Origin of the sequence: Micromonospora sp. SL4-19, assembly GCF_047921475.1 — a bacterium.
Lineage (GTDB): Bacteria > Actinomycetota > Actinomycetes > Mycobacteriales > Micromonosporaceae > Micromonospora.
In genome coordinates this window covers 183,707-202,122 of the sequence record NZ_JBLROB010000008.1, presented here as the reverse complement: position 1 = coordinate 202,122, position 18,416 = coordinate 183,707, and the positions used below count along the sequence as shown (strand labels likewise).

Here is an 18,416-nt window from a genome sequence, read left to right as displayed (position 1 = left end):
CGCCTGGAGTGATATGCCCGATAAGGGCGGCGGCCCGATTCGCGAGGCACCGATCTAGGATCGGGCCATGCCTTTGACCGCGAACGACGTCGACCGGTTCGAGGCGTGCAGGCCGCGTCTGGGGGCCGTGGCCTACCGCCTCCTCGGCTCCGCCGCGGAGGCCGAGGACGCCGTGCAGGAGACCTTCCTGCGCTGGCAGGCCGCCGACGTCGACCGCATCGAGGTCCCCGAGGCCTGGCTGACGAAGGTCCTCACCAACCTGTGCCTCAACCAGCTCACCTCCGCGCGGGCGCGCCGCGAGACCTATGTGGGCCAGTGGCTGCCCGAGCCGCTGCTCGCCGGGGACCCGATGCTCGGCCCCGCCGACACCGCCGAGCAGCGCGAGTCGGTCTCGTACGCGGTCCTCACCCTCATGGAACGGCTCTCCCCCAACGAGCGGGCGGTGTACGTGCTGCGGGAGGCCTTCGACTACCCGCACCGGGAGATCGCCGAGATCCTCGACATCACCGAGGCCGCCAGCCAGCAGATCTTCCGCCGCGCCAAGAAGCACGTCGCGGACGGCAAGGCCCGCACCGAGATCGACGAGGCGGCCGCCCGGCGGATCGTCGAGGAGTTCCTGGCGGCCGCCACCAACGGCCAGACCGGGCCGCTCGTGCGCCTGCTCACCGAGGACGCCATCTCTATCGGCGACGGCGGCGGGAAGGTCCCGGCCCGCGCCAAGGCGTTCGAGGGCGCTGTCGCGGTCGCCAAGTTCCTGTGGGGCCTGTTCAGGCCCGGTGAGGCCAAGCGCGCCATCGTCGGCGGCGCGCCCGAGGTCTACGCCTGGACCGCCAACGGCGACCCCGCCGCCGTGGCCGTCCTGGGCGGGCGGGTCGTCGGCGTCATGTGCCTGGAGGTCACCGCCGGGGGCATCGCCGCGGTCCGCAACCAGGTCAACCCCGACAAGCTTCACCGCGCGACCGCGCAGTGGGCGACCACCGACCACGGGATGCCCCTGTTCAACGCCTTCTGACCGCGGTGTGAGGTGCTTCACGTCGCGTTCCTGTCAGGAAACGGCGGGCCGCCCGGTTCAAGTGGCAAGCCCGCGCCAGACAGGAGCAAGGACATGCAGCACCGCGTCATCGTCCTCGGAGCCGGATACGCCGGAGCCATCGCCGCCGGCCGCCTCGCCAAGCGGCTCCGCCGCGAGGAGGTCGCCATCACCCTCGTCAACGCCGAGCCCGACTTCGTCGAACGCGTCCGCATGCACCAGCTGGCGACCGGCCAGGACCTCAAGCTCCGGCCATTGAGCGAGATGTTCGCGGGCACCGGCGTCGAACTGAGGCTCGCGAAGGTCACCGGCGTCGACGTCGACCGCAGGACCGTCGCCGTCATCGACCCGAACGGCACCGAAGAACTCGCCTACGACACGCTCGTCTATGCCCTCGGCAGCGGCTGGAACACCCAGGGCGTCCCCGGGACCGCCGAGCACGCCTACGAGATCGCCAGCCGCCCCGGAGCACTGCGGCTGCGCGAGCGCCTGGCCCGCCTCGACAGCGGGCAGACCGTGGTCGTCGTCGGCGGCGGCCTCACCGGCCTGGAGGCCGCGACCGAGATCGCCGAGGCCCGCCCGGACCTCGACGTCGCCCTCGCCGCCCGCGGCGGCCTCGGCGACTGGCTCTCGCCCAAGGGCCGCGAGCACCTGCGGAAGGTCTTCGGCAAGCTCAGGATCACCGTGCACGAGCGCGCCGCCGTCACCGGCGTCGAAGCCGACCGCGTCGTCACCGCCGACGGCAAGGCCATCCCGGCCGCAGTCACCGTGTGGACCACCGGCTTCGCGGTCCACCCGATCGCGAACGCGACCGCCCTGGAGATCACCGGCACCGGCCAGATCGTGGTCGACGGGACCATGCGCTCGGTCTCGCACCCGGACGTGTACGCCATCGGCGACGCGGCCATGGTGATGGGCCCAGGGGAGAAGCCGCTGCGGATGTCGTGCGCCACGGGAGGTCCCACGGCGTGGCAGGCCGCCGACGCGATCGCGGCGCGCCTGACCGGCGGGAAGCTCCCGAACGTGCCGATCCGCTACTTCAACCAGTGCATCTCACTGGGCCGCAAGGAGGGGCTGATCCAGTACGTCACCGCCGACGACCGCGCCGTGCAGGCGGTCCTGGCCGGACGGCTCGCCGCCGTCTACAAGGAGCTGGTCTGCAAGGGCGCCGCCTGGAGCGTCGCCAACCCGACGCTCGGGCTGCCGACCCGGCGTCGCCGCGTCACGCGGGAGCGGGCGCCGGCGGGCTCGGCCGCCGAGGCGCTGGCGTAGGGCACGAAGCGAAGCGGGCGCCCTCGATGCGAGGGCGCCCGCTTCACTGCTGGTCCATGCGGCGACGGCTTCGCCAAAGCTTCGTCGGCGAGACGGCAGCCGACGGACCTTGGGCTGGCAGAGGGAGTCAGTCGGTCGCCGTGCCGGCGGTGGGTCGACGCCGCCACGCCAACAGGCCGAAGCCCAGGCCGGCAAGCCCGGCGACCAGCCCGGCGATGCCGAGGGCGAGCGCCCAACCGGTGCGGCCGTCCTGTGTGTCAGTGGTGTCGCTGGCTTGGACCGTGGCGACGTTGTTCGAGTTGGCGGCCGGCGTGGCGGCAGCATCCTTGGCCGGGGCCTTGGCGAGCTTGAGGACAGGGGCCGGGTGCTCGGCCTCGGCGCCGTTAGTGCTGGGTTCCTCGATCCACCGCACGATCTCGCCGTTGGAGTAGGTCTGCAGCGCCTTGAAGATCATCGTGTCGGCCTCGGGCAGCGGACCGACGGAAACCTCGAACTCCTGGAACTGGCCCGGCTTGATCATGTTGGCGTCACCACCCTCGGCCGTCCACGTGATCTTTGACGGTGCCTCGGTCACCTGGTTGCCGTGCATCTCGATCGGCTTCGCGAGCGTGGTCTTCTCGACCTGCACCGTCCATCCCGCCATCGGCCGCACCGACACCGACGCCAACGGCGCGTCGGCCGGCAAGGCGACTTCCAGCTTGGTCGTGCCGGCGTTGTCCCGCTCGTTCGGCACCCGGAAGGCAAGCTTGGCGTAGCCGCCCTGGGTCGCCTCACGCGGATTGACCGTCACGTGCGCAGACGCCACGCCGACTCCGATGGTCGCGGCGGCAAGCATTCCAGCAAGGGTTGCGGCAGCCAGCCTGGCCACCGATCGTGCACGCATCAACAGAAACTCCTTGATCCACATACCCGCGCCAGCCGACCCACGCCGCCCGCACGCGGTGACCGGGTGGCCACCACGTTGTTGGTCGGAAGCCGGAACCGTCTGGTTCCCGGGGATTGCAAACTGCGCACGCCCGGCGTTTGTCCGACTTCGGAGAGTTTCGGCCTGACCGCGAGGATTCCGTAGCCGCATGGGGCAGGATCAGGGCGTCCCCAGGGCGTCAGGGCCGGTCAGACGCCAGCCAGGGATGGCCAACAACGCGGATGGGTGGCAGAAAATTAGCGGCCGGGCGGCGGCCCGCTCTCCCCAGCGGCAGGTCGACGGCGAACGCGATGGCAGAGGTTTCCTAGCGGATTCTTGCAACCCGTTCGAACAATGATCGGCATGACAGAGATGAGCCCGCGCAAGGTTAGACGGCTGGGCCGGCTGCTCATGCTGGGGCTCCCGCTGTTCGGGTTCGCCCTCGACTTCGTCCTCCTCCTTGTCACGTATCTGGTGCTGGCCTCGATAGCTCCGAGCGTGCTGGGTGAGGTGGCCGCTAGCCCTGCGAGGTTCGCTGCCTGGATCGCGCTGGTGAAGCTCCCGATGACCCTCGCCTACACGCTGGCCGTTTCGTGGCGCGGCTTGATGGCCGTGGTGACCACGGGCGAGGTTCCCGATCCGCCGGTACGGAAGGGTTGGCGGCGCAGGGTGCGCGACTGGGGGCAGACATCCCCTGGTTGGTGACGGCCGCGCTGATCGTCTTCGACCGGGTGGCCGATCCGGGCGATGCACGGGTCTGGCAGCTCGTTGTCGTAACTGCTGTCGGACCATTCCTGCTGCCGGAGTCCGTGAAGGGATTGTTCCGGCTACTGCGCTGGTGGTGGCGACGGAGGCACACATACCACGCACGGCACGCGAGGCCCGATGAGGAGCCCATCAATGCCTGACACCCGGGCCGAGGGACCGACTCGAAAATCGTGGAGCGCGTGGGCAGGCGGTAGCGCCCGGCGGAGCGGAGTCGGACTTGGGGCGGCGCACTCGCCCGAAGCAGTACCGCCAGGTCACCAGTCCTGGCAGGAAAAGTGTGTTGACCGGTCGCAGTCCCAGTCCAGGAACAGCACCACACGAAAGCGTCCGGCGTCTGCCAGCTCCTGGAACAACCTCCTGCCGACCTGGACCTCGGCGCCCTTCTCGGTCGCGACGTCTAGACGGAAGGGGTGGCTGAGGCCCGGCTCCTCGTCATCGGGGTCGAAGCTCAGCCAGACCCGGAAATCCTCCCCGTCACCGATGACGCACTCCGGATCGCCGACCCTCAAATGGTTGAGACCGAGCACCCGTGCGAGCTCTGCCGTGATCCGGTCCAGTGAGGGTGAAGCGTCCGGCTCGGCGGCAGCAAGCAGCAAGACCACGTCTCCATTCACGGCCGGCGACTGTACAGCCATCCGTACAGCCAGGCCTACCGAGCGCTGGCGGCTGGTGTTGAGCGGTGCCGAGAGGGGTTTCCGCAGGCCAGACGAGGTTGGGGCAGGTTTGCTGCGGCCCGGGCGGGACGCCTGTACACCTTCGCCTCCGAAGCTGACTGCTGGGCAATGGCAGATGCGACCTGGTGGTCGACGGACGAGTCGACCTGTACGCCGGATTCTGTCGGCTACACATGCCGTGAGCTGCGCAAACACCGCTGGCCATGGTTGTCAGGGCGTCTACAGGGCGTCTCCCTCCTCTGCAACGAGATCCGGGACGAGGTTGTCGTGTAATGCATCAGCCGGGACACGACAGCAGGTCACCGGATGACGTTGCCGAATTCCGCTCTATCAGATCAAGGCGGCGCCGGCCGGCATCGGCCGGACCGGCCGGCCATGCTGGCGGAGCACCAAGAGCATGGAGGGCTGAGGCGGGACGATCGCCTTCGGGGTTGCTCTCCATCGAGGGCGGGGCGATCGCTGCCGCGCAGCACAGCTGCTTGCCTCCGAGTCGCGTGGCCGCTGTCCGCGGTTCGATGACGACGAGGACTAGGGCGTGACCCATCCCCCAGGTGCCCGATCCTCTACGCCACCCGGTCGGCGTCAAGGGCGCTGCGCGTCGGCACGCCGATGGCCTACGGCCACCCTTGACCCCGACCGGGCACCGCAGTCCTTGGCACCTATCCGGGGGATGGGGGCAGACTGGCGGCTCTCCGCTCGATCTCCCTCACGAAGTCCCGCTTGTCCCTCGTGTAGCGACCAGGGTCAGCGGCATGTCGGGCAGCAAGTTCGCGTTTCAGCCTGACGTATGAGGCGGCGTCTTCCGGGTGCGCACGGAGGTAGTCCCGGAAGGCCATCAGGCGACGCCAGTAGTCGCTGTCCTGCTCAGTGACATGCAGGTGATGCGTGCGGAGCCGGGTGAGGTCTTCTGGCCCCTTGCGGAAGACACGGCGGCTTGGGTCGTCTGCCTCGGACTCAGGCGTGTAGGTGTAGCCGATCTCCTGTAGGCGCTCCACCAGCGCCAGGAAACCGTTGAAGTCCCGGACAGCGGCGAGGATGTCGATAACGGGCTTTGCCGCCAGGCCAGGAACCGCCGTACTCCCGACGTGCTCCACCGCAAGCAACGAGTCCGCAAGCGTACGCGCCAGCAACTCGGCTTCCTCGGCATAGCGCTCGGGCCAGCTCGGGTGGTACATCTGGACCTGAACCCGTGCCGCCCGATACCAGAGTGCGTTGCCCGGCTGCCCGTTCATGTGCCCTTCCTACCGACCAGGTGCGACATGCGCAGCCCCAGTGAGCTTCGGCTGTACAGCCAGCCATACAGCCAAGACCACCCGCTGACGCCGATGCCACCCGACAACGGCAGACGGGCTGACCAGGGAAGCAGCTACCTGACCAGCCATCCGCGATCTTCTTCTAATCCCCAGGCCGGTCGGGTCACCTGACGCACATGGGGGACGCGAGCCCCGACGCTCAGGGCATGGGCACCACCCGGATGATGCTGGCCCCGCTCACCGTGTTGCCCGCGCCGACCACGGAGGTGACCAGGTTGTAGTAACCCGGCTTGGCGTCGGGACCAATCACGATGGTGCTGACGGGTCGTTCGTCGGGCATGCCGGATGGTCGGACCGGTGCGGCCGCGAAGGTGACTAGCCCCGGAACGGTTGGGGTGCCTTCTGTCGCGGCTTTGAGGTCACCTACGGTGGCGAACGGACCCGTCAGGAGTGCGGCCAACTCGACCTGCGGTGGGGTTCCGCCCGGCTCCTCCGGGGACTCGACAGTCCAATCCACGGTCAAGGTCTGGCCAGGCTGGTACGGCTTGTCGACGTCCAAGGCCTCACAGCAGGTGTAAGTCATCGGCATGGCCTCCACTGGGCCGGAGGGCTCGGCGCCGCAGGCCGTCAGGAGCGGGATGACCATGCAGGTAAGCAGGCGGACTCGCGACGCGTTCATGCGCAGGATCGTAGGCCCAGGTTGCCAGTCCCGTAGCGGCCACAGACGCTCAGGAGGGGCGCGGTCGGCATCCAGTCCGCAAGAGGATGGCGAATGCGGGCGGGCAGGGGAAGGACGGCCGAGAATGCGGCCTAAGCCGGCTCCCCGACGTTCACGATCCACCACGTGACCGGCGCTTGTGGCCGTCGTGGATCGCGTGCCGGACAGCCAGGCGGATCACCCAGTAGAGGACGAACAGACTCAGAACGTAGAGGAGAACGGCTGCGACAGACTGTTCCATGATCGCGGACTATAGGGATCGGCCGCCGCTGTCGCTACAGCCACTCGTAGAGCGAAGACCACGCGAAGGCCGGCATGGGCCATCCGTGGGCCCAGTAACCGTGGCGCGCAGCGGGCACGAGCGGGCACGAGACGCGATCGGGCCGGCCGCCGCCCGCAGGCGTTTCGGGCATCACGGCCGCTTGAGCACGCTCTTCCAAACTGAAGCTCCGCAGCTCAAGTCAGGGCGTCTCCAGGGCGTCGAACGCCGACCAATGTTGACCATCACCGACCATCGACACCCGAACATAGAACCAGGCCAGAGCCTTGATCGCGGCTCTGACCTGGTGGGCGACGGACGAGTCGACCTGTACGCCGGATTATGACGACCACACATGCCGTGAGCTGCACAAACACCGCTGGTCATGGCCGCCAGGCCGTCTACAGGGCGTCTCCCTCCTCCGCAACGAGATCCGGGAAGAGGTTGTCGATCGCCTGCCGCGTTCGTTCCTCGCTCGACGGCATGAGGTGGGTATAGACCCGGAGGGTGAAGCCGGGATCGGTGTGACCGAGGTAGGACGCGAGGGCCTTGATGCTCTCCCCCGCGTCCAGAAGCGCCGAGGCGTAGAAGTGCCGCAGGGCGTGCATGCCGGTAGAACGGCTCGAAACCATGCCAGCGGCACGAACGGCGGGCCGCCATGCGACCTTGTCGAAGGTGGTTCGCCGGAGCGCTCCGTCGCGGGTGGTAGTGAGGACCAGGGCGTGAGTCTGCGTCTCGGCGCTGGCCGGGTCTTCCCATGGGAGAGTGACGTGGACCGGTGGGAACCGGTCGAGGTGCGCCTGCAGGGCTCGCGCGACGGTGCCAGGCAGCGGCACACGGCGGTCCCGGTCGGTCTTGGAAAGTCCGAAGACGAGCCGGGACCGGACGTACTTGACCTGACGAACGATGTGCAGCCAGCCGCCGTCGAAGTCGATGTCGGCCACAGAGAGGCCGAAGATTCCCCCTGACGGAGGCCGCAGCCACCGCCCAGGTCAACCGCGACCCCGTAGCGCTCGGACAGGTTGGCCCGTACCGCGGCAACCTCCTGCGGCTTCCAGGGCACCACCTTCCGCTGCACTGCCCGGGGTGGAATCACGGAACGGGCGGAGCATGGGTTCTTGGCGATGCGCTCGTCGTCCACTGCCGCCGCGAGGATCGAGCGGAGGTGGGTCAATACCACGGCACGGGAGGCAGGGGCGAGAACACCGACCATGTTACGGTCCCACTCACGGATCTGGCCCGGATTGATGGCCGACAGGTGCCGGTGGCCAAAGAACGGTTTGATGAGGTGGGCCACCGGATCAGCAACGAGTTGGTGACCGACCCGGCGACCGTGGTGCAGGCGTGTGCGTGGCGGGACCTGGCAGTCCACTACGCCGCTCCGGACAACGCGCGGAGCGCAGCTGCCTAGCACGAGGAGTCACCCATGAACCCGATGGAAGAGTGGCTGACCCAGCCCGAAGGACTGGCCGATCGCCTGCGCTGGACGGTCTACGACTGCCCGACGAGGAGATCCGCCGCACTCGCTCCTGGCAGTACCGCGAGTTCAGCAGTCCTCGCACGGTAAATGCGTCGACTGTTCGCAAACCCCGTCCAGCCACAGCACCACACGGAAGCGCCCGGTCTCCGCCAACTCCTGGAACAGCCTCCTGCCTACCTCGGGCTCCGAGCCCTTCTCGGTGGCTATATCTACCCAGAAGGGGTGGCTAAGGTGTGGCTCCTCGTGATGAGGGTGGAACTGGACCCAAGCGCGAAAATCTCTCCCGTCACCAAGAACGCACTTGGGGTTGCCGACCCATTCCAAGTCTGCGAGGCCGAGCACTCCTGCAACCTCTGCCGCGAACCGCGCCAGCGAGGGCGGATCGCCTGGTTCAGCAGTACCAACAAGCAATGTCACGTCGCTCACACGCCGAGACGATATAGCCGCCCGTTCAGCTCCCCGGACGGTCTACGACTGCCCGACGAGGAGATCCGCCGCACTCGGCCTCTAGCGGTACCGCCAAGTCACCAGTCCTGGCACGAAAAGTGCGTCGACCGGTCGCAGTCCCAGTCGAGGAACAGCACCACACGGAAGCGCCCGCTGTCTGCCAGCCTCTGGAACAACCTCCTGCCGACCTCGTACTCGGCGCCCATTTCTGTCGCCACGTCTACCCAAATGGGGTGACTGAGGTGCGGCTCCTCGTCTTCGGGGTGGAAGCTGAGCCAAACCTTGAAATCCTCCCCGTCGCCAATGACATACGGATGGTCGCCGGTTCTCAAGTCTTTGAGGTCGAGCGCCCGTGCGACCTCTGGCGCGATCCGCTCCAGTGAGGGTGAACCGTCCGGCTCGGCGGTACCAAGAAGCAAAACCACGTCTCCGCTCACGGCCAGCGACTGTACAGCCATCCATACAGCCAAGACTTCCGGCAGGCACCGACGCTGCCCGACAACCACGGACGGGCTGACCAGGGGAGCCGCTGCCCGACCAGCCATCCACGATCTTCTTCTAATTCGAAGGCCGGCATGGGCCATCCGTGGGCCAGTAACCGTGGCGCCCAGCGGGCACGAGTGGGCACGAGACGCAACCGGGCCGGCCACCGCCCGCAGGCGTTTCGGGCATCACGACCGCTTGAGCACGCTCTTCCAAACTGAAGCTCCACGGCTCAAGTCAGGGCGTCTCCAGGGCGTGGAACGCCGACCAACGTTGACCATCACCGGCCATCGACGCCCGGACATAGAACCAGGCCAGAGCCTTGATCGTGGCTCTGACCTGGTGGGCGACGGACGAGTCGACCTGTACGCCGGATTCTGTGACCGACGCGGCCCGAAGGCGCGTCGGCGGCGGCCATCCATCTCGGCCTACCGTCGCCGGCAGGCTCCAGCGGCCTACCCGCAGACATCGGGCGGGCAGCCCTCAAGCGTCTGCGCGAACCGTCATCTTGCGGTGACGGCCCTTTCTTGGCCTTGCTCCGGGTGGGGTTTACCGAGCCATCCCGGTCACCCGGGATGCTGGTGGGCTCTTACCCCACCGTTTCACCCTTACCGTCCCGTATCGGGCCGGCGGTCTGTTTTCTGTGGCACTGTCCCGCGGGTCACCCCGGGTTGCCGTTAGCAACCACCCTGCCCTGTGGAGTCCGGACGTTCCTCGGCGACGGGCCGGAGCCCGTCGACGCGACCGCCCGGTCGACTCGTCCGTCGCGCCCTCATCCTAACGACAGGTCCGCCCCAACCATTTCCGCCCGGGCGACGACGCGGCAGGGTAGCGAAAAGTTGCTTCCGTCGGGGCGTACTAGCCTCGGGGGACCATGAACCTCTCCGACGCCGCGCTCCTGCTCGCCGCCGGTCTCGCCGCGGGCATGGTGAACGCGGCGGCCGGGGGCGGTTCCCTCATCACCTTCCCGGCCCTGATCGCGATCGGCCTGCCCCCGGTGCCCGCCAACGTCACCAACTCCGTGTCGGTCTTCCCCGGCTACGTGGCCGCTGTGGCCGGCAGCCGGATGGACCTACCGCGCGGGCGCAAGCTGTGGAGCCTGCTGCCCACCGCGATCGTCGGCGCGATCGTCGGCTGCCTGCTGCTGCTGTCCACCCCGGCGCGGGCGTTCGAGGTGGTGGTGCCGTTCCTGGTGCTCGGCGCGACCGCCGTGCTGGCCTTTCAGGATCCGCTGCGCCGGCTCGTCGGCCACCCGGCCCACCTCAGCCCGCGCCGCCGTACCGTCACGGTGCAGGCCATGGTCGGGCTCGGTTCGGTGTACGGCGGCTACTTCGGCGCGGCGCTCGGGGTGATGCTGGTGGCCGGCCTGGCGCTGGTGCTGGACACCACCCTCGCCCGGGTGAGCGCCATCAAGAATCTGCTCTCGGCGGTGGTGGGGCTGACCACGCTGGTGGTGTTCGCGCTCTTCGGGCCGGTCGACTGGGCGGCCGCCGCGGTGGTCGCACCGGCCACGGTGATCGGCGGGTACGTCGGTGCCCGGCTGGTCCGCCGGCTCCCGTCGGTGGTGCTGAAGACCGTCATCGTGCTGTTCGGCACGGTGATCGGCCTCTACCTGCTCTGGCGCGCGCTGCGCTGACCCCGGACACCGGATCGCCCCGGCGCGACGCTGCGCCGGGGCGGTCCGATCAGGAGGGGAAGGTCAGTACGCCTCGCCGACCGGCTCCTCCGGGGAGTGCTCGGCGCGGCGGGCGGCCCGGTTCCACCCCGACCAGAGCACCCGCTCGCCGTAGCCGGCGGCCATCAGGTGCGCGAAGGCGAGGTAGATCACCACGCCGACGGCGAGCACCCCGAAGCCGACCCAGAACGGCAGGGCCAGCCCGTGTTCGGCGAGTTTGCCGGAGATGATCGGGGCCGGCGCGGCGGCGCCCCAACGGACCAGGTTGAACGCGCCGGTGGCGACCCGGCGGTCGTTGGAGCCGAGGCCGAGCGCCAGGTCGGTGAGGTTGGCGTTGGCCAGACCCATGAAGAGGCCGGCGAGCACCAGCACCACCAGCGACTCGGTGGTGCCCGAGGATGTGGCGAAGAGGACCATGCAGACCAGCAGGCCGGCGATGGCGACGCCGACGGTCTGCACCGCGCCGATCCGGTGCGCCAGCCGGTGGCCGATCAGCAGGATGCCGGCGGCCAGGCCGAGACCCCAGCCGGTGAAGGCCAGCCCCAGCGGGATCACGTCGAGGTGCAGGTAGAGCGGGGTGTAGCCGAGCACCACGAAGAAGACGAAGTTGTACGCGGCGGTCACCACGCAGAGGGTGATGAACGCCGGCTTGCGGTAGGTCGAGAAGATCTGGCCGACGCGTACCGGGGGCTGCCGGCGGGCCGGCTCGCGGAGCTTGCGCGCGGCGACGCCCAGCGCGAGCACCATGAAGACGCCGCAGACGAAGAACGGTAGCCGCCAGCTCACCTCGCCCAGCAGACCGCCGATCAGCGGGCCGACGGCGAAGCCGAGCCCGAGCGCGGTCTCGAAGAGGCCGACGACCCACTCCCGGTCGTTGGCGAGGTTGACCAGCACCACCATCGCGGTGGCGAAGAACATCGCGTTGCCCAGCCCCCACACGCCGCGCAGCACGGAGAGCTGCACGATGTCGTTGCTGAACGACGCGAGGATCGCGGCGAGGCCGACCACCGTCACGCCGGTGATCAGCACGGGTTTGAAACCAAACTTCCCGCTGGCCAGGGTCGCCGGGATCATGCCGACCGCCATCACCGCGATGTACGCGGTGAACAGCAGCTCGACCTGCCAGGCCGTGACCCCGATCGCCTCGCCGATGGCGGGCAGGATCGGGTCCACCACGGCGATGCCGGCGATGGCGAGGAAGGCCACCAGCGTGGTGGCGTAGATGGCACTGCGGTTGGGCTCGGAACGCCGATCCACTCCGCCTCCCAAGATAGCTGTATCCTACAGGTAATTCGGTTGTATCATACAGCTATGAACGTGGACCACGACACCGGAACCGATCGGGACGAGGCCACCCTGGGTCGGATCGAGACCGAGGTGGCCCTGTTGATGCGACTGGGCGAGGCGACCCGCCGGGCCACCGGCAGCGCGGAGCACCGGGTGCTGGACCGCGCGGCGTACGTGATCCTGCGGCACCTGGACAACGCCGGTCCGCAGAACATCTCCGCGCTGGCCGCGAGGCTGAACCTGGACGGGTCGACGGTCACCCGGCAGGTCTCCGCGCTGCAGCGGGACGGCCTGATCGTCCGTACGCCGGACCCGGCCGACGGGCGGGGCACGGTGATCTCCCCCACCCAGGCGGGGCTGCACCGGATGGCCGCCGTCCGGGCGGCCCGCACCCGGCTCTACGGCGACATCCTCACCGACTGGACCAGCGACGACCGGGACACCCTGGCCGACATGCTGCACCGGCTCAACCAGGCCCTGGAGTCACGCAACCGGCGCCGCTGACGCGCCGAGCGGTGGGTTGAGCGGGGCCCCCTGCACCGCGCCAGGCGATGACAGGGGACCCCTCCTTCTCAGGCGACCGGCTCGCGGGCGGAGTCGGCGTCCCGCTCGGGGCCGGGCGTGACGCGGGGATCGCCCTCGTCGGCGAAGTAGTCGTCCGGCGTGGTGCGGTCGACCCCGTCGGCCACCTTCGCCGCGCGCAGGGCGAGAGTGACCAGCGCGGCGACGACCAGGTTGACCAGCACCGCCACGATCCCGACGTAGATCGTCTTCTGGGTGTCGAAGCCGAACTTCTCCAGCGGGAACGCCGAGCCGGCGAAGTGCTTCTTCCCCGTCGCCGGGTTCGCGACCTGGTAGAGCATCCACATGCCCATCGCCATGCCGGTCACCCAGCCGGTGATCAGCGCGCCCCGGTGGAACCAGCGGGTGTAGAGGCCCAGCGCCACCGCCGGCAGGGTCTGCAGGATGATCACGCCGCCGATGAGCTGCAGGTCGATGGAGAACTGCGGGTCGAGGAAGACGATGCAGGCGACCGCGCCGACCTTCACCACCAGCGAGGTGATCTTCGAGACGTTCGCCTCCTGCGCCGGGGTCGCGTCCCGCTTGACGTACTCCTTGTAGATGTTGCGGGTGAACAGGTTCGCCGCCGCGATCGACATGATCGCCGCCGGCACCAGCGCACCGATGCCGATCGCCGCGTACGCGATTCCGGCGAACCAGTTCGGGAACTGCTGGTCGAACAGCAACGGCACCACGGTGTTGCTGTCCACACTGCCCGCCTTGGCCCCCGGCAACGGCTTCACGTTGGCCGCGATGGCCATGTAGCCGAGCAGCGCGATCAGCCCGAGCAGCAGGCTGTACGCCGGCAGCGCGGACATGTTCCGCTTGATCACGTCCCGGTTCCGGCTGGCCAGCACGCCGGTGATGCTGTGCGGGTAGAGGAAGAGCGCCAGCGCCGAGCCGAACGCCAGGGTGACGTACTGGAGCTGGTTGTTGGCGTTGAGCAGGATGCCGTCGCCCGGCGCGGGTGTGGCCTTGAACTTCGCGTCCGCCGCGTCGAAGATGCCGCTCCAACCGCCCAGCTTGTAGGGCAGGTAGACGACCGCCACCAGGATCACGACGTAGATCAGCGAGTCCTTGACGAACGCGATCAGGGCCGGCGCGCGCAGCCCGGACTGGTAGGTGTAGGCCGCCAGGATCGCGAACGCGATGATGATCGGCAGGTGCCGGGCCAGCGCGCTCTCCCCGGAGACGCCCATCGTCTTGAGCACCGCCTCGATGCCGACCAGCTGCAACGCGATGTACGGCATGGTCGCCACGATGCCGGTGATCGCGACCAGCAGCGCGAGGATCGGTGAGTCGAACCGGTTGCGGACGAAATCGGCCGGGGTGACGAAGCCGTGCCGGTGCGACACCGACCAGAGCCGGCAGAGCACCAGGAACACCATCGGATAGATGACGATCGTGTACGGCACGGCGAAGAAGCCCGCCGCGCCGGCCCCGAAGATCAGCGCCGGCACCGCGACGAAGGTGTAGGCGGTGTAGAGGTCACCGCCGACCAGGAACCAGGTGATCCAGCCGCCGAAGCTGCGCCCGCCCAGGCCCCACTCGTCGAGGTGGGCCATGTCGCGCGGTGCCCGCCACCGGGCCGCCACGAAGCCCATCGCACTGACCAGCAGGAAGAGGAGGGTGAAGATGATGATCTCGGTCAGGTGGTCGCGCCACATCAGCGGTCACCCCGCTTCTTCGTCATCTGGTAGACGAGCGTGGTGGTGCCCACGCCGAGCAGGATCCAGGCCAGTTGCAGCCAGTAGAACCGCGGGAACCCGAACAGCCGGGGTGAGTCGGCGTTGAACAGGGCCGGGATCAGCGGCACCACGATCGGGATGAAGAGCAACCAGTTCCAGGGGCTGTGGTCCTTCGCCCTGGACCGCGCCGTAGCCGGCGCCTCCGGTTCGGGTGCTGCCATGTGACACACCTCCGGGAAGTCGTAGCTCGCCAGGTGACGGCCGGAGGTTACGACTATGTGAGACAGGTCACGTTCACTCGGAGGACGGTGATGCGCTCAGCGGCCGCCCGCATGCGCCGAACGGCGGCGGCGGGCGGCCGAACGGCCACGGCTCAGAGGTCGGCCAGGTGGGCGGTGTCGTTGACCGAGCGCACCGCGACGCCGCCGTCCGGATACAGGTCGAGCACCGAGACGCCCGCGGTGTCCAGATAGAGGCGGTGCAGGAAGGCGTCACCCGCGGCGAGGGCGTCGCGCAGCACCAGCTTGATCGGCGAGACGTGGGAGACCACCACCACGGTCTCCCCCGGGTACGCCGTACGCAGCCGCTCGATCGCCCGGTCGGTGCGCTCGGCGACGGTGGCGAACGACTCGCCCTGCGGCGGGGCGACCCGGGTGGAGGCGAGCCACGCGTCCAACTCCCCCGCCCAGCCCTCCCGCACCTCGGCGAAGGTCCGCCCCTCCCAGTCCCCGAAGTCGCACTCGATCAGGTCGTCGTCGGGGCGTACCGCGGGATTGCCGACGGCTGCGGCGATCGTCTCGGCGGTGGCCGTACACCGGGACAGCGGTGAGCTGACCACGGCCGCGACCGACGGGGCCAGCGCGGCCACCCGGGCGGCGGTGGCCCGGGCCTGGACCCGGCCCCGGTCGGTCAGCGGCACGTCGTCGCGGCCCGAGTAGCGCTTTTGTACGGTCCGCTCGGTCTCGCCGTGCCGGACCAGGATCAGCCGGGTCGCGGTCTCGGTGGGGCGCGGCTCCCACGAGGCCGGCGTCGTGGCCGGGTCGGTGCCGGTGGCCCGACCGGTGGCGGCCCGGGCGGCCACCTCGCGGGCCGCCGAGTCGGGACCGGCGACCTCGCGCGGCGGCTCCACGATGCGGGGCGACGCGACGGTCGGCCGGGCCGGCGCCAGCCCGGCCGCGGCATCCATCGCCGCATTGGCCAGCGCGTCCGCGTGCCGGTTGCGCTCCCGGGGCACCCAGCTGAACCGTACGCCGGCGAACCGGCCGACCAGGCCGGCGGCCTGCGCAGCGAGCGGCCGCAGCCCGGGATGCTTGATCTGCCAGCGGCCGCACATCTGCTCGACCACCAGCTTGGAGTCCATCCGCACCTCGACCTCGGCCGCGCCCAGCTCGGCGGCGGCCTCCAGCCCGGCGATCATGCCCCGGTACTCGGCGACGTTGTTGGTGGCCGTGCCGATGGCCTCGGAGCGCTCGGCCAGCACCTCGCCGGTCTCCGCGTCACGGACCACCGCGCCGTAGCCGGCCGGCCCGGGGTTGCCCCGGGACCCGCCGTCGGCCTCGACCGTGACCGCGTGCACCGCCACGACGACTACAGCCCCGACTCGCCGGTACGGACCATGATCCGCCGGCACTCCTCGCAGCGGATCACGTCGTCCGGGGCGGCCTTGCGGATCCGGGCCAGGTCGGCGCCGGCGAGGTCCAGCCGGCAACCGCCGCAGCGGGCGCCGGTGAGCAGCGCCGCGCCGAGCCCGGTGTCCTCGCGGATCCGCTCGTAGAGGGCGACCAGATCGGCCGGGAGGTCGCCGGCGAGCGGCTGGCGGGCGCCGCGCTTGAACTCCTCCTCCTTGGCGATCTCGGCCAGGCTCTCGTCGCGGCGCTGCTCGGCGGCGGCCCGCCGATCGCGGGCCTCGGCGAGCCGCTGCTCGATGCCGTCGAGCACGCCCTGCGCGGTCTCGCGCTGCTCCATCAGCTCCAGCTCGGCGTCCTCCAGGTCGCCCTGCCGGCGATTCAGTGAGACCAGCTCGTGCTGGATCGCTTCCAGCTCCCGGGCCGGCCCGCTGCCGGACGCGAGCCGGGCCTCGTCCTTGCTCTTGCGGGCCCGGACCTGATCGATGTCCTTCTCCAGCCGGGCGATGTCCCGGTCCAGGTCGTCGACGGCCACCTGGGCGCGGACCCGCTCGTCCTCCCGCGCGGAGAGCTCCCGCGCGAGCACCTCCAGCTCCGCCAGCTCCGGCAGCGTCCGGCGGCGGTGGGCGAGCTGGGCGAGGGAGGTGTCGATCGCCTGCAGGTCGAGCAGGCGACGCTGCACCTTCGGGTCAGCCTTCACGGTCGGGACTCCTTGTCGTCCGGTCTGGGTGCGGCGGCGTGCACGGTCCACGGGTCGGTGTCCAGGTCGGACACCACGGTCTCGACGCCCAGCTCGTCCCGCAGCTGGGCGGCCAGGTCGTCCAGCCAGGGCCGTTCGGTCGCCCAGTGGGCGACGTCCAGCAGGGCCGGGCCACCGGCGGCGAGGTGCTCACCGGCGGGATGGTGACGCAGGTCGGCGGTGAGGAACGCGTCCACCCCGGCGACGGTCGCCTCGGCGAGGAAGCTGTCCCCGGAGCCGCCACTGACCGCGAGGGTACGAACCATACGCCCGGGATCCCCGGCGGCGCGAACTCCCCAGGCGGTGGCGGGAAGCACAGCGGCGGCCTGCCGGGCCAGCTCGGCGAGGGTCATCGGCGTGGGCAGCTCGCCGATCCGGCCGATCCCCCGCCCGGGGCCGTCGGCCGGCGACCCGGGTCGCGGCCGGTGCAGCGGGCGCAGCCCGGCCAGCCGGAAACGGGCCGCGAGGGCGTCGGAGACGCCGGGATCGGCCACGTCGGCGTTGGTGTGGGCCACGTACAGCGCGACATCCGCCTTGATCAGCCGGTGGACGATCCGCCCCTTGTACGTGGTCGCGGCGACGGAGGAGACCCCGCGCAGCAGCAGCGGGTGGTGCGCGACGATCAGGTCGGCTCCGGCGGCGAGCGCCTCGTCCACCGTCTCGGGCACCACGTCGACCACGCAGGCGATCCGGCGTACCTCGGTGGCCGGGTCGCCGAGCACCAGGCCGACCCGGTCCCACTCCTCGGCCCAGGCGGGCGGGTAGCGGCGGTCCAGCGCGGCCACCACGTCGGCGACGGTGGGCGGGGATCCGGTTGTGCTCACGGCCGGCCAGCTTACCGGCGTTCGGGGCCGGTCAGGGCGTCGGACGGGAGCGCCGGCCGGCGATTCGGCCAGCATCCCCCGATCGGGGCGCGGGGCGCCCGCCGACCGCCGCTCAGCCGACCGGGGTGACCGGGCGCGTCGCGCCGTGCAGCGCCTTGAGGCCGACCGCCCAGGGAAAGGCGTCCAGATACCGCTCGCCGGTGCCCGGCGGATGCAGCGGCACGACGTGGTCGCCGAAGACGACGTGCACCCCCCACTCACGCAGCCGGGCCAGGCCGGCGCGGAACGCCGGGTGCGCGGCCATCGCCGAGTTGGTGTACGGGACGGCCGCGATCGGCACCCCGAGCCCCTGCGCCTCGATCAGCAGCCCGAGGGCGAGCGTGTCGGCGATGCCGACGGCCCACTTGTTGACGGTGTTGACCGTCGCCGGGCAGACCAGCATCGCGTCCGCCGGCGGCAGCACGTCCGGGTCACCCGGGTTCTTGTAGTGGGTGCGTACCGGGTGACCGGTCTGGGCTGCCAGCGCCGGCCGGTCGACGAACTTCGCGCCGTCCGGCGTGGTGACCACGCAGACGTCCCAGCCCTCCTGCTGGGCGAGTTCGACCAGCCGGCCGACACGACGGGCCAGCGGCGAACCGCAGGCGACGACGTAGAGCACCCGGCGGCGTCCCTGGCTGGTGTGCGGACCGTTCATCCGACCGGCACCGCGCTGATGATTCGCTCGCTGGC

19 protein-coding genes, 1 other RNA gene and 1 pseudogene are annotated in these 18,416 nt (G+C 70.0%); 6 read left to right on the top strand and 15 right to left on the bottom strand.

Going from position 1 to position 18,416, the window contains the following annotated elements:
• Nucleotides 1-67 precede the first annotated feature (67 nt).
• Together sigJ and ACNAVT_RS14200 are read left to right on the top strand one after the other, a co-directional pair.
• On the top strand, nt 68-1,012 hold the full coding sequence (gene sigJ, locus ACNAVT_RS14205; protein WP_416296358.1) for an RNA polymerase sigma factor SigJ: 945 nt from the start codon (nt 68-70) through the stop codon (nt 1,010-1,012).
• Nucleotides 1,013-1,105: 93 nt separating this feature from the next.
• Nucleotides 1,106-2,302, top strand: a complete 1,197-nt coding sequence (locus ACNAVT_RS14200; protein ID WP_416296356.1) for an NAD(P)/FAD-dependent oxidoreductase — start codon at nt 1,106-1,108, stop codon at nt 2,300-2,302.
• 127 nt (nt 2,303-2,429) lie between these two features.
• On the opposite strand, the gene ACNAVT_RS14195 is transcribed toward ACNAVT_RS14200, so the two are convergent.
• Nucleotides 2,430-3,209 carry a YcnI family protein gene (locus ACNAVT_RS14195; RefSeq protein WP_416296354.1) on the bottom strand — a complete coding sequence of 260 codons (780 nt, stop codon included), beginning with the start codon at nt 3,207-3,209 and terminating at the stop codon, nt 2,430-2,432.
• 360 nt (nt 3,210-3,569) lie between these two features.
• Between ACNAVT_RS14195 and ACNAVT_RS14190 the strand changes: the two genes are divergently transcribed.
• Nucleotides 3,570-3,911, top strand: a complete 342-nt coding sequence (locus tag ACNAVT_RS14190; RefSeq protein WP_416296352.1) for a hypothetical protein — start codon at nt 3,570-3,572, stop codon at nt 3,909-3,911.
• Between the two features lie 317 nt (nt 3,912-4,228).
• Here ACNAVT_RS14190 and ACNAVT_RS14185 read toward each other — a convergent pair whose 3' ends face one another.
• The 5 genes from ACNAVT_RS14185 to ACNAVT_RS14165 form a co-directional block, all read right to left on the bottom strand.
• Nucleotides 4,229-4,588, bottom strand: a complete 360-nt coding sequence (locus ACNAVT_RS14185) for a hypothetical protein (RefSeq protein ID WP_416296350.1) — start codon at nt 4,586-4,588, stop codon at nt 4,229-4,231.
• 719 nt (nt 4,589-5,307) lie between these two features.
• On the bottom strand, nt 5,308-5,880 hold the full coding sequence (locus ACNAVT_RS14180; RefSeq protein ID WP_416296348.1) for a GrpB family protein: 573 nt from the start codon (nt 5,878-5,880) through the stop codon (nt 5,308-5,310).
• A 220-nt stretch (nt 5,881-6,100) separates the two neighbouring features.
• Nucleotides 6,101-6,580, bottom strand: a complete 480-nt coding sequence (locus ACNAVT_RS14175; RefSeq protein ID WP_416296347.1) for a hypothetical protein — start codon at nt 6,578-6,580, stop codon at nt 6,101-6,103.
• A 151-nt stretch (nt 6,581-6,731) separates the two neighbouring features.
• Complete coding sequence (locus ACNAVT_RS14170) at nt 6,732-6,860, bottom strand: hypothetical protein (RefSeq protein WP_416296345.1); 129 nt, start codon at nt 6,858-6,860, stop codon at nt 6,732-6,734.
• Between the two features lie 419 nt (nt 6,861-7,279).
• Nucleotides 7,280-7,822 carry a tyrosine-type recombinase/integrase gene (locus tag ACNAVT_RS14165; protein ID WP_416296344.1) on the bottom strand — a complete coding sequence of 181 codons (543 nt, stop codon included), beginning with the start codon at nt 7,820-7,822 and terminating at the stop codon, nt 7,280-7,282.
• Between the two features lie 221 nt (nt 7,823-8,043).
• Between ACNAVT_RS14165 and ACNAVT_RS14160 the strand changes: the two genes are divergently transcribed.
• Nucleotides 8,044-8,289 carry a DUF6879 family protein gene (locus ACNAVT_RS14160; RefSeq protein WP_416296342.1) on the top strand — a complete coding sequence of 82 codons (246 nt, stop codon included), beginning with the start codon at nt 8,044-8,046 and terminating at the stop codon, nt 8,287-8,289.
• 593 nt (nt 8,290-8,882) lie between these two features.
• On the opposite strand, the gene ACNAVT_RS14155 is transcribed toward ACNAVT_RS14160, so the two are convergent.
• Both ACNAVT_RS14155 and rnpB read right to left on the bottom strand, forming a co-directional pair.
• Entirely contained in the window at nt 8,883-9,242 is a 360-nt protein-coding gene (locus ACNAVT_RS14155; protein WP_416296341.1) for a hypothetical protein, read from the bottom strand.
• 396 nt (nt 9,243-9,638) lie between these two features.
• Nucleotides 9,639-10,048, bottom strand: an RNA gene (gene rnpB / locus ACNAVT_RS14150) — RNase P RNA component class A.
• A 114-nt stretch (nt 10,049-10,162) separates the two neighbouring features.
• Here rnpB and ACNAVT_RS14145 point away from each other — a divergent pair.
• Nucleotides 10,163-10,924: a sulfite exporter TauE/SafE family protein gene (locus ACNAVT_RS14145; RefSeq protein WP_416296339.1), complete on the top strand. Its 762-nt coding sequence runs from the start codon at nt 10,163-10,165 to the stop codon at nt 10,922-10,924.
• Between the two features lie 63 nt (nt 10,925-10,987).
• On the opposite strand, the gene ACNAVT_RS14140 is transcribed toward ACNAVT_RS14145, so the two are convergent.
• Nucleotides 10,988-12,220, bottom strand: coding sequence for an MFS transporter (locus tag ACNAVT_RS14140; RefSeq protein ID WP_416296337.1), 1,233 nt, complete (start codon nt 12,218-12,220; stop codon nt 10,988-10,990).
• A gap of 54 nt (nt 12,221-12,274) precedes the next feature.
• Between ACNAVT_RS14140 and ACNAVT_RS14135 the strand changes: the two genes are divergently transcribed.
• Entirely contained in the window at nt 12,275-12,754 is a 480-nt protein-coding gene (locus tag ACNAVT_RS14135; RefSeq protein WP_416296335.1) for a MarR family winged helix-turn-helix transcriptional regulator, read from the top strand.
• A 68-nt stretch (nt 12,755-12,822) separates the two neighbouring features.
• On the opposite strand, the gene mctP is transcribed toward ACNAVT_RS14135, so the two are convergent.
• The 6 genes and pseudogenes from mctP to ACNAVT_RS14105 all read right to left on the bottom strand — a co-directional run bounded on the left by mctP (nt 12,823) and on the right by ACNAVT_RS14105 (nt 18,381).
• Nucleotides 12,823-14,478, bottom strand: a complete 1,656-nt coding sequence (mctP, locus tag ACNAVT_RS14130; protein WP_416296333.1) for a monocarboxylate uptake permease MctP — start codon at nt 14,476-14,478, stop codon at nt 12,823-12,825.
• A complete protein-coding gene (locus ACNAVT_RS14125; RefSeq protein WP_416296331.1) occupies nt 14,478-14,720 on the bottom strand; it encodes a DUF3311 domain-containing protein in 243 nt (80 codons plus the stop codon). The genes mctP and ACNAVT_RS14125 overlap by 1 nt, the downstream gene beginning before the upstream one ends.
• A 152-nt stretch (nt 14,721-14,872) precedes the next feature.
• The gene (locus tag ACNAVT_RS14120; RefSeq protein WP_416296329.1) at nt 14,873-16,081 is read right to left on the bottom strand and encodes a bifunctional RNase H/acid phosphatase; all 1,209 of its coding nucleotides are present in this window, start codon (nt 16,079-16,081) and stop codon (nt 14,873-14,875) included.
• 5 nt (nt 16,082-16,086) lie between these two features.
• A complete protein-coding gene (locus tag ACNAVT_RS14115) occupies nt 16,087-16,824 on the bottom strand; it encodes a zinc ribbon domain-containing protein (RefSeq protein ID WP_416296327.1) in 738 nt (245 codons plus the stop codon).
• A pseudogene (locus tag ACNAVT_RS14110) lies at nt 16,814-17,651 on the bottom strand (Nif3-like dinuclear metal center hexameric protein). Before ACNAVT_RS14110 ends, ACNAVT_RS14115 begins: the two are co-directional and overlap by 11 nt.
• Nucleotides 17,652-17,799: 148 nt before the next feature.
• Nucleotides 17,800-18,381, bottom strand: coding sequence for a flavoprotein (locus ACNAVT_RS14105; RefSeq protein ID WP_416296326.1), 582 nt, complete (start codon nt 18,379-18,381; stop codon nt 17,800-17,802).
• Between the last annotated feature and the right edge of the window lie 35 nt (nt 18,382-18,416).

Coding starts and splice junctions, on each gene's coding strand:
- ACNAVT_RS14190 (WP_416296352.1), top strand. CDS start 3,570: ATGACAGAGATGAGCCCGCGCAAGGTTAGACGGCTGGGCCGGCTGCTC.
- ACNAVT_RS14135 (WP_416296335.1), top strand. CDS start 12,275: ATGAACGTGGACCACGACACCGGAACCGATCGGGACGAGGCCACCCTG.
- ACNAVT_RS14175 (WP_416296347.1), bottom strand. CDS start 6,580: ATGAACGCGTCGCGAGTCCGCCTGCTTACCTGCATGGTCATCCCGCTC.
- ACNAVT_RS14180 (WP_416296348.1), bottom strand. CDS start 5,880: ATGAACGGGCAGCCGGGCAACGCACTCTGGTATCGGGCGGCACGGGTT.
- ACNAVT_RS14125 (WP_416296331.1), bottom strand. CDS start 14,720: ATGGCAGCACCCGAACCGGAGGCGCCGGCTACGGCGCGGTCCAGGGCG.
- sigJ (WP_416296358.1), top strand. CDS start 68: ATGCCTTTGACCGCGAACGACGTCGACCGGTTCGAGGCGTGCAGGCCG.
- ACNAVT_RS14200 (WP_416296356.1), top strand. CDS start 1,106: ATGCAGCACCGCGTCATCGTCCTCGGAGCCGGATACGCCGGAGCCATC.
- ACNAVT_RS14145 (WP_416296339.1), top strand. CDS start 10,163: ATGAACCTCTCCGACGCCGCGCTCCTGCTCGCCGCCGGTCTCGCCGCG.
- mctP (WP_416296333.1), bottom strand. CDS start 14,478: ATGTGGCGCGACCACCTGACCGAGATCATCATCTTCACCCTCCTCTTC.
- ACNAVT_RS14195 (WP_416296354.1), bottom strand. CDS start 3,209: ATGTGGATCAAGGAGTTTCTGTTGATGCGTGCACGATCGGTGGCCAGG.
- ACNAVT_RS14105 (WP_416296326.1), bottom strand. CDS start 18,381: ATGAACGGTCCGCACACCAGCCAGGGACGCCGCCGGGTGCTCTACGTC.
- ACNAVT_RS14170 (WP_416296345.1), bottom strand. CDS start 6,860: ATGGAACAGTCTGTCGCAGCCGTTCTCCTCTACGTTCTGAGTCTGTTC.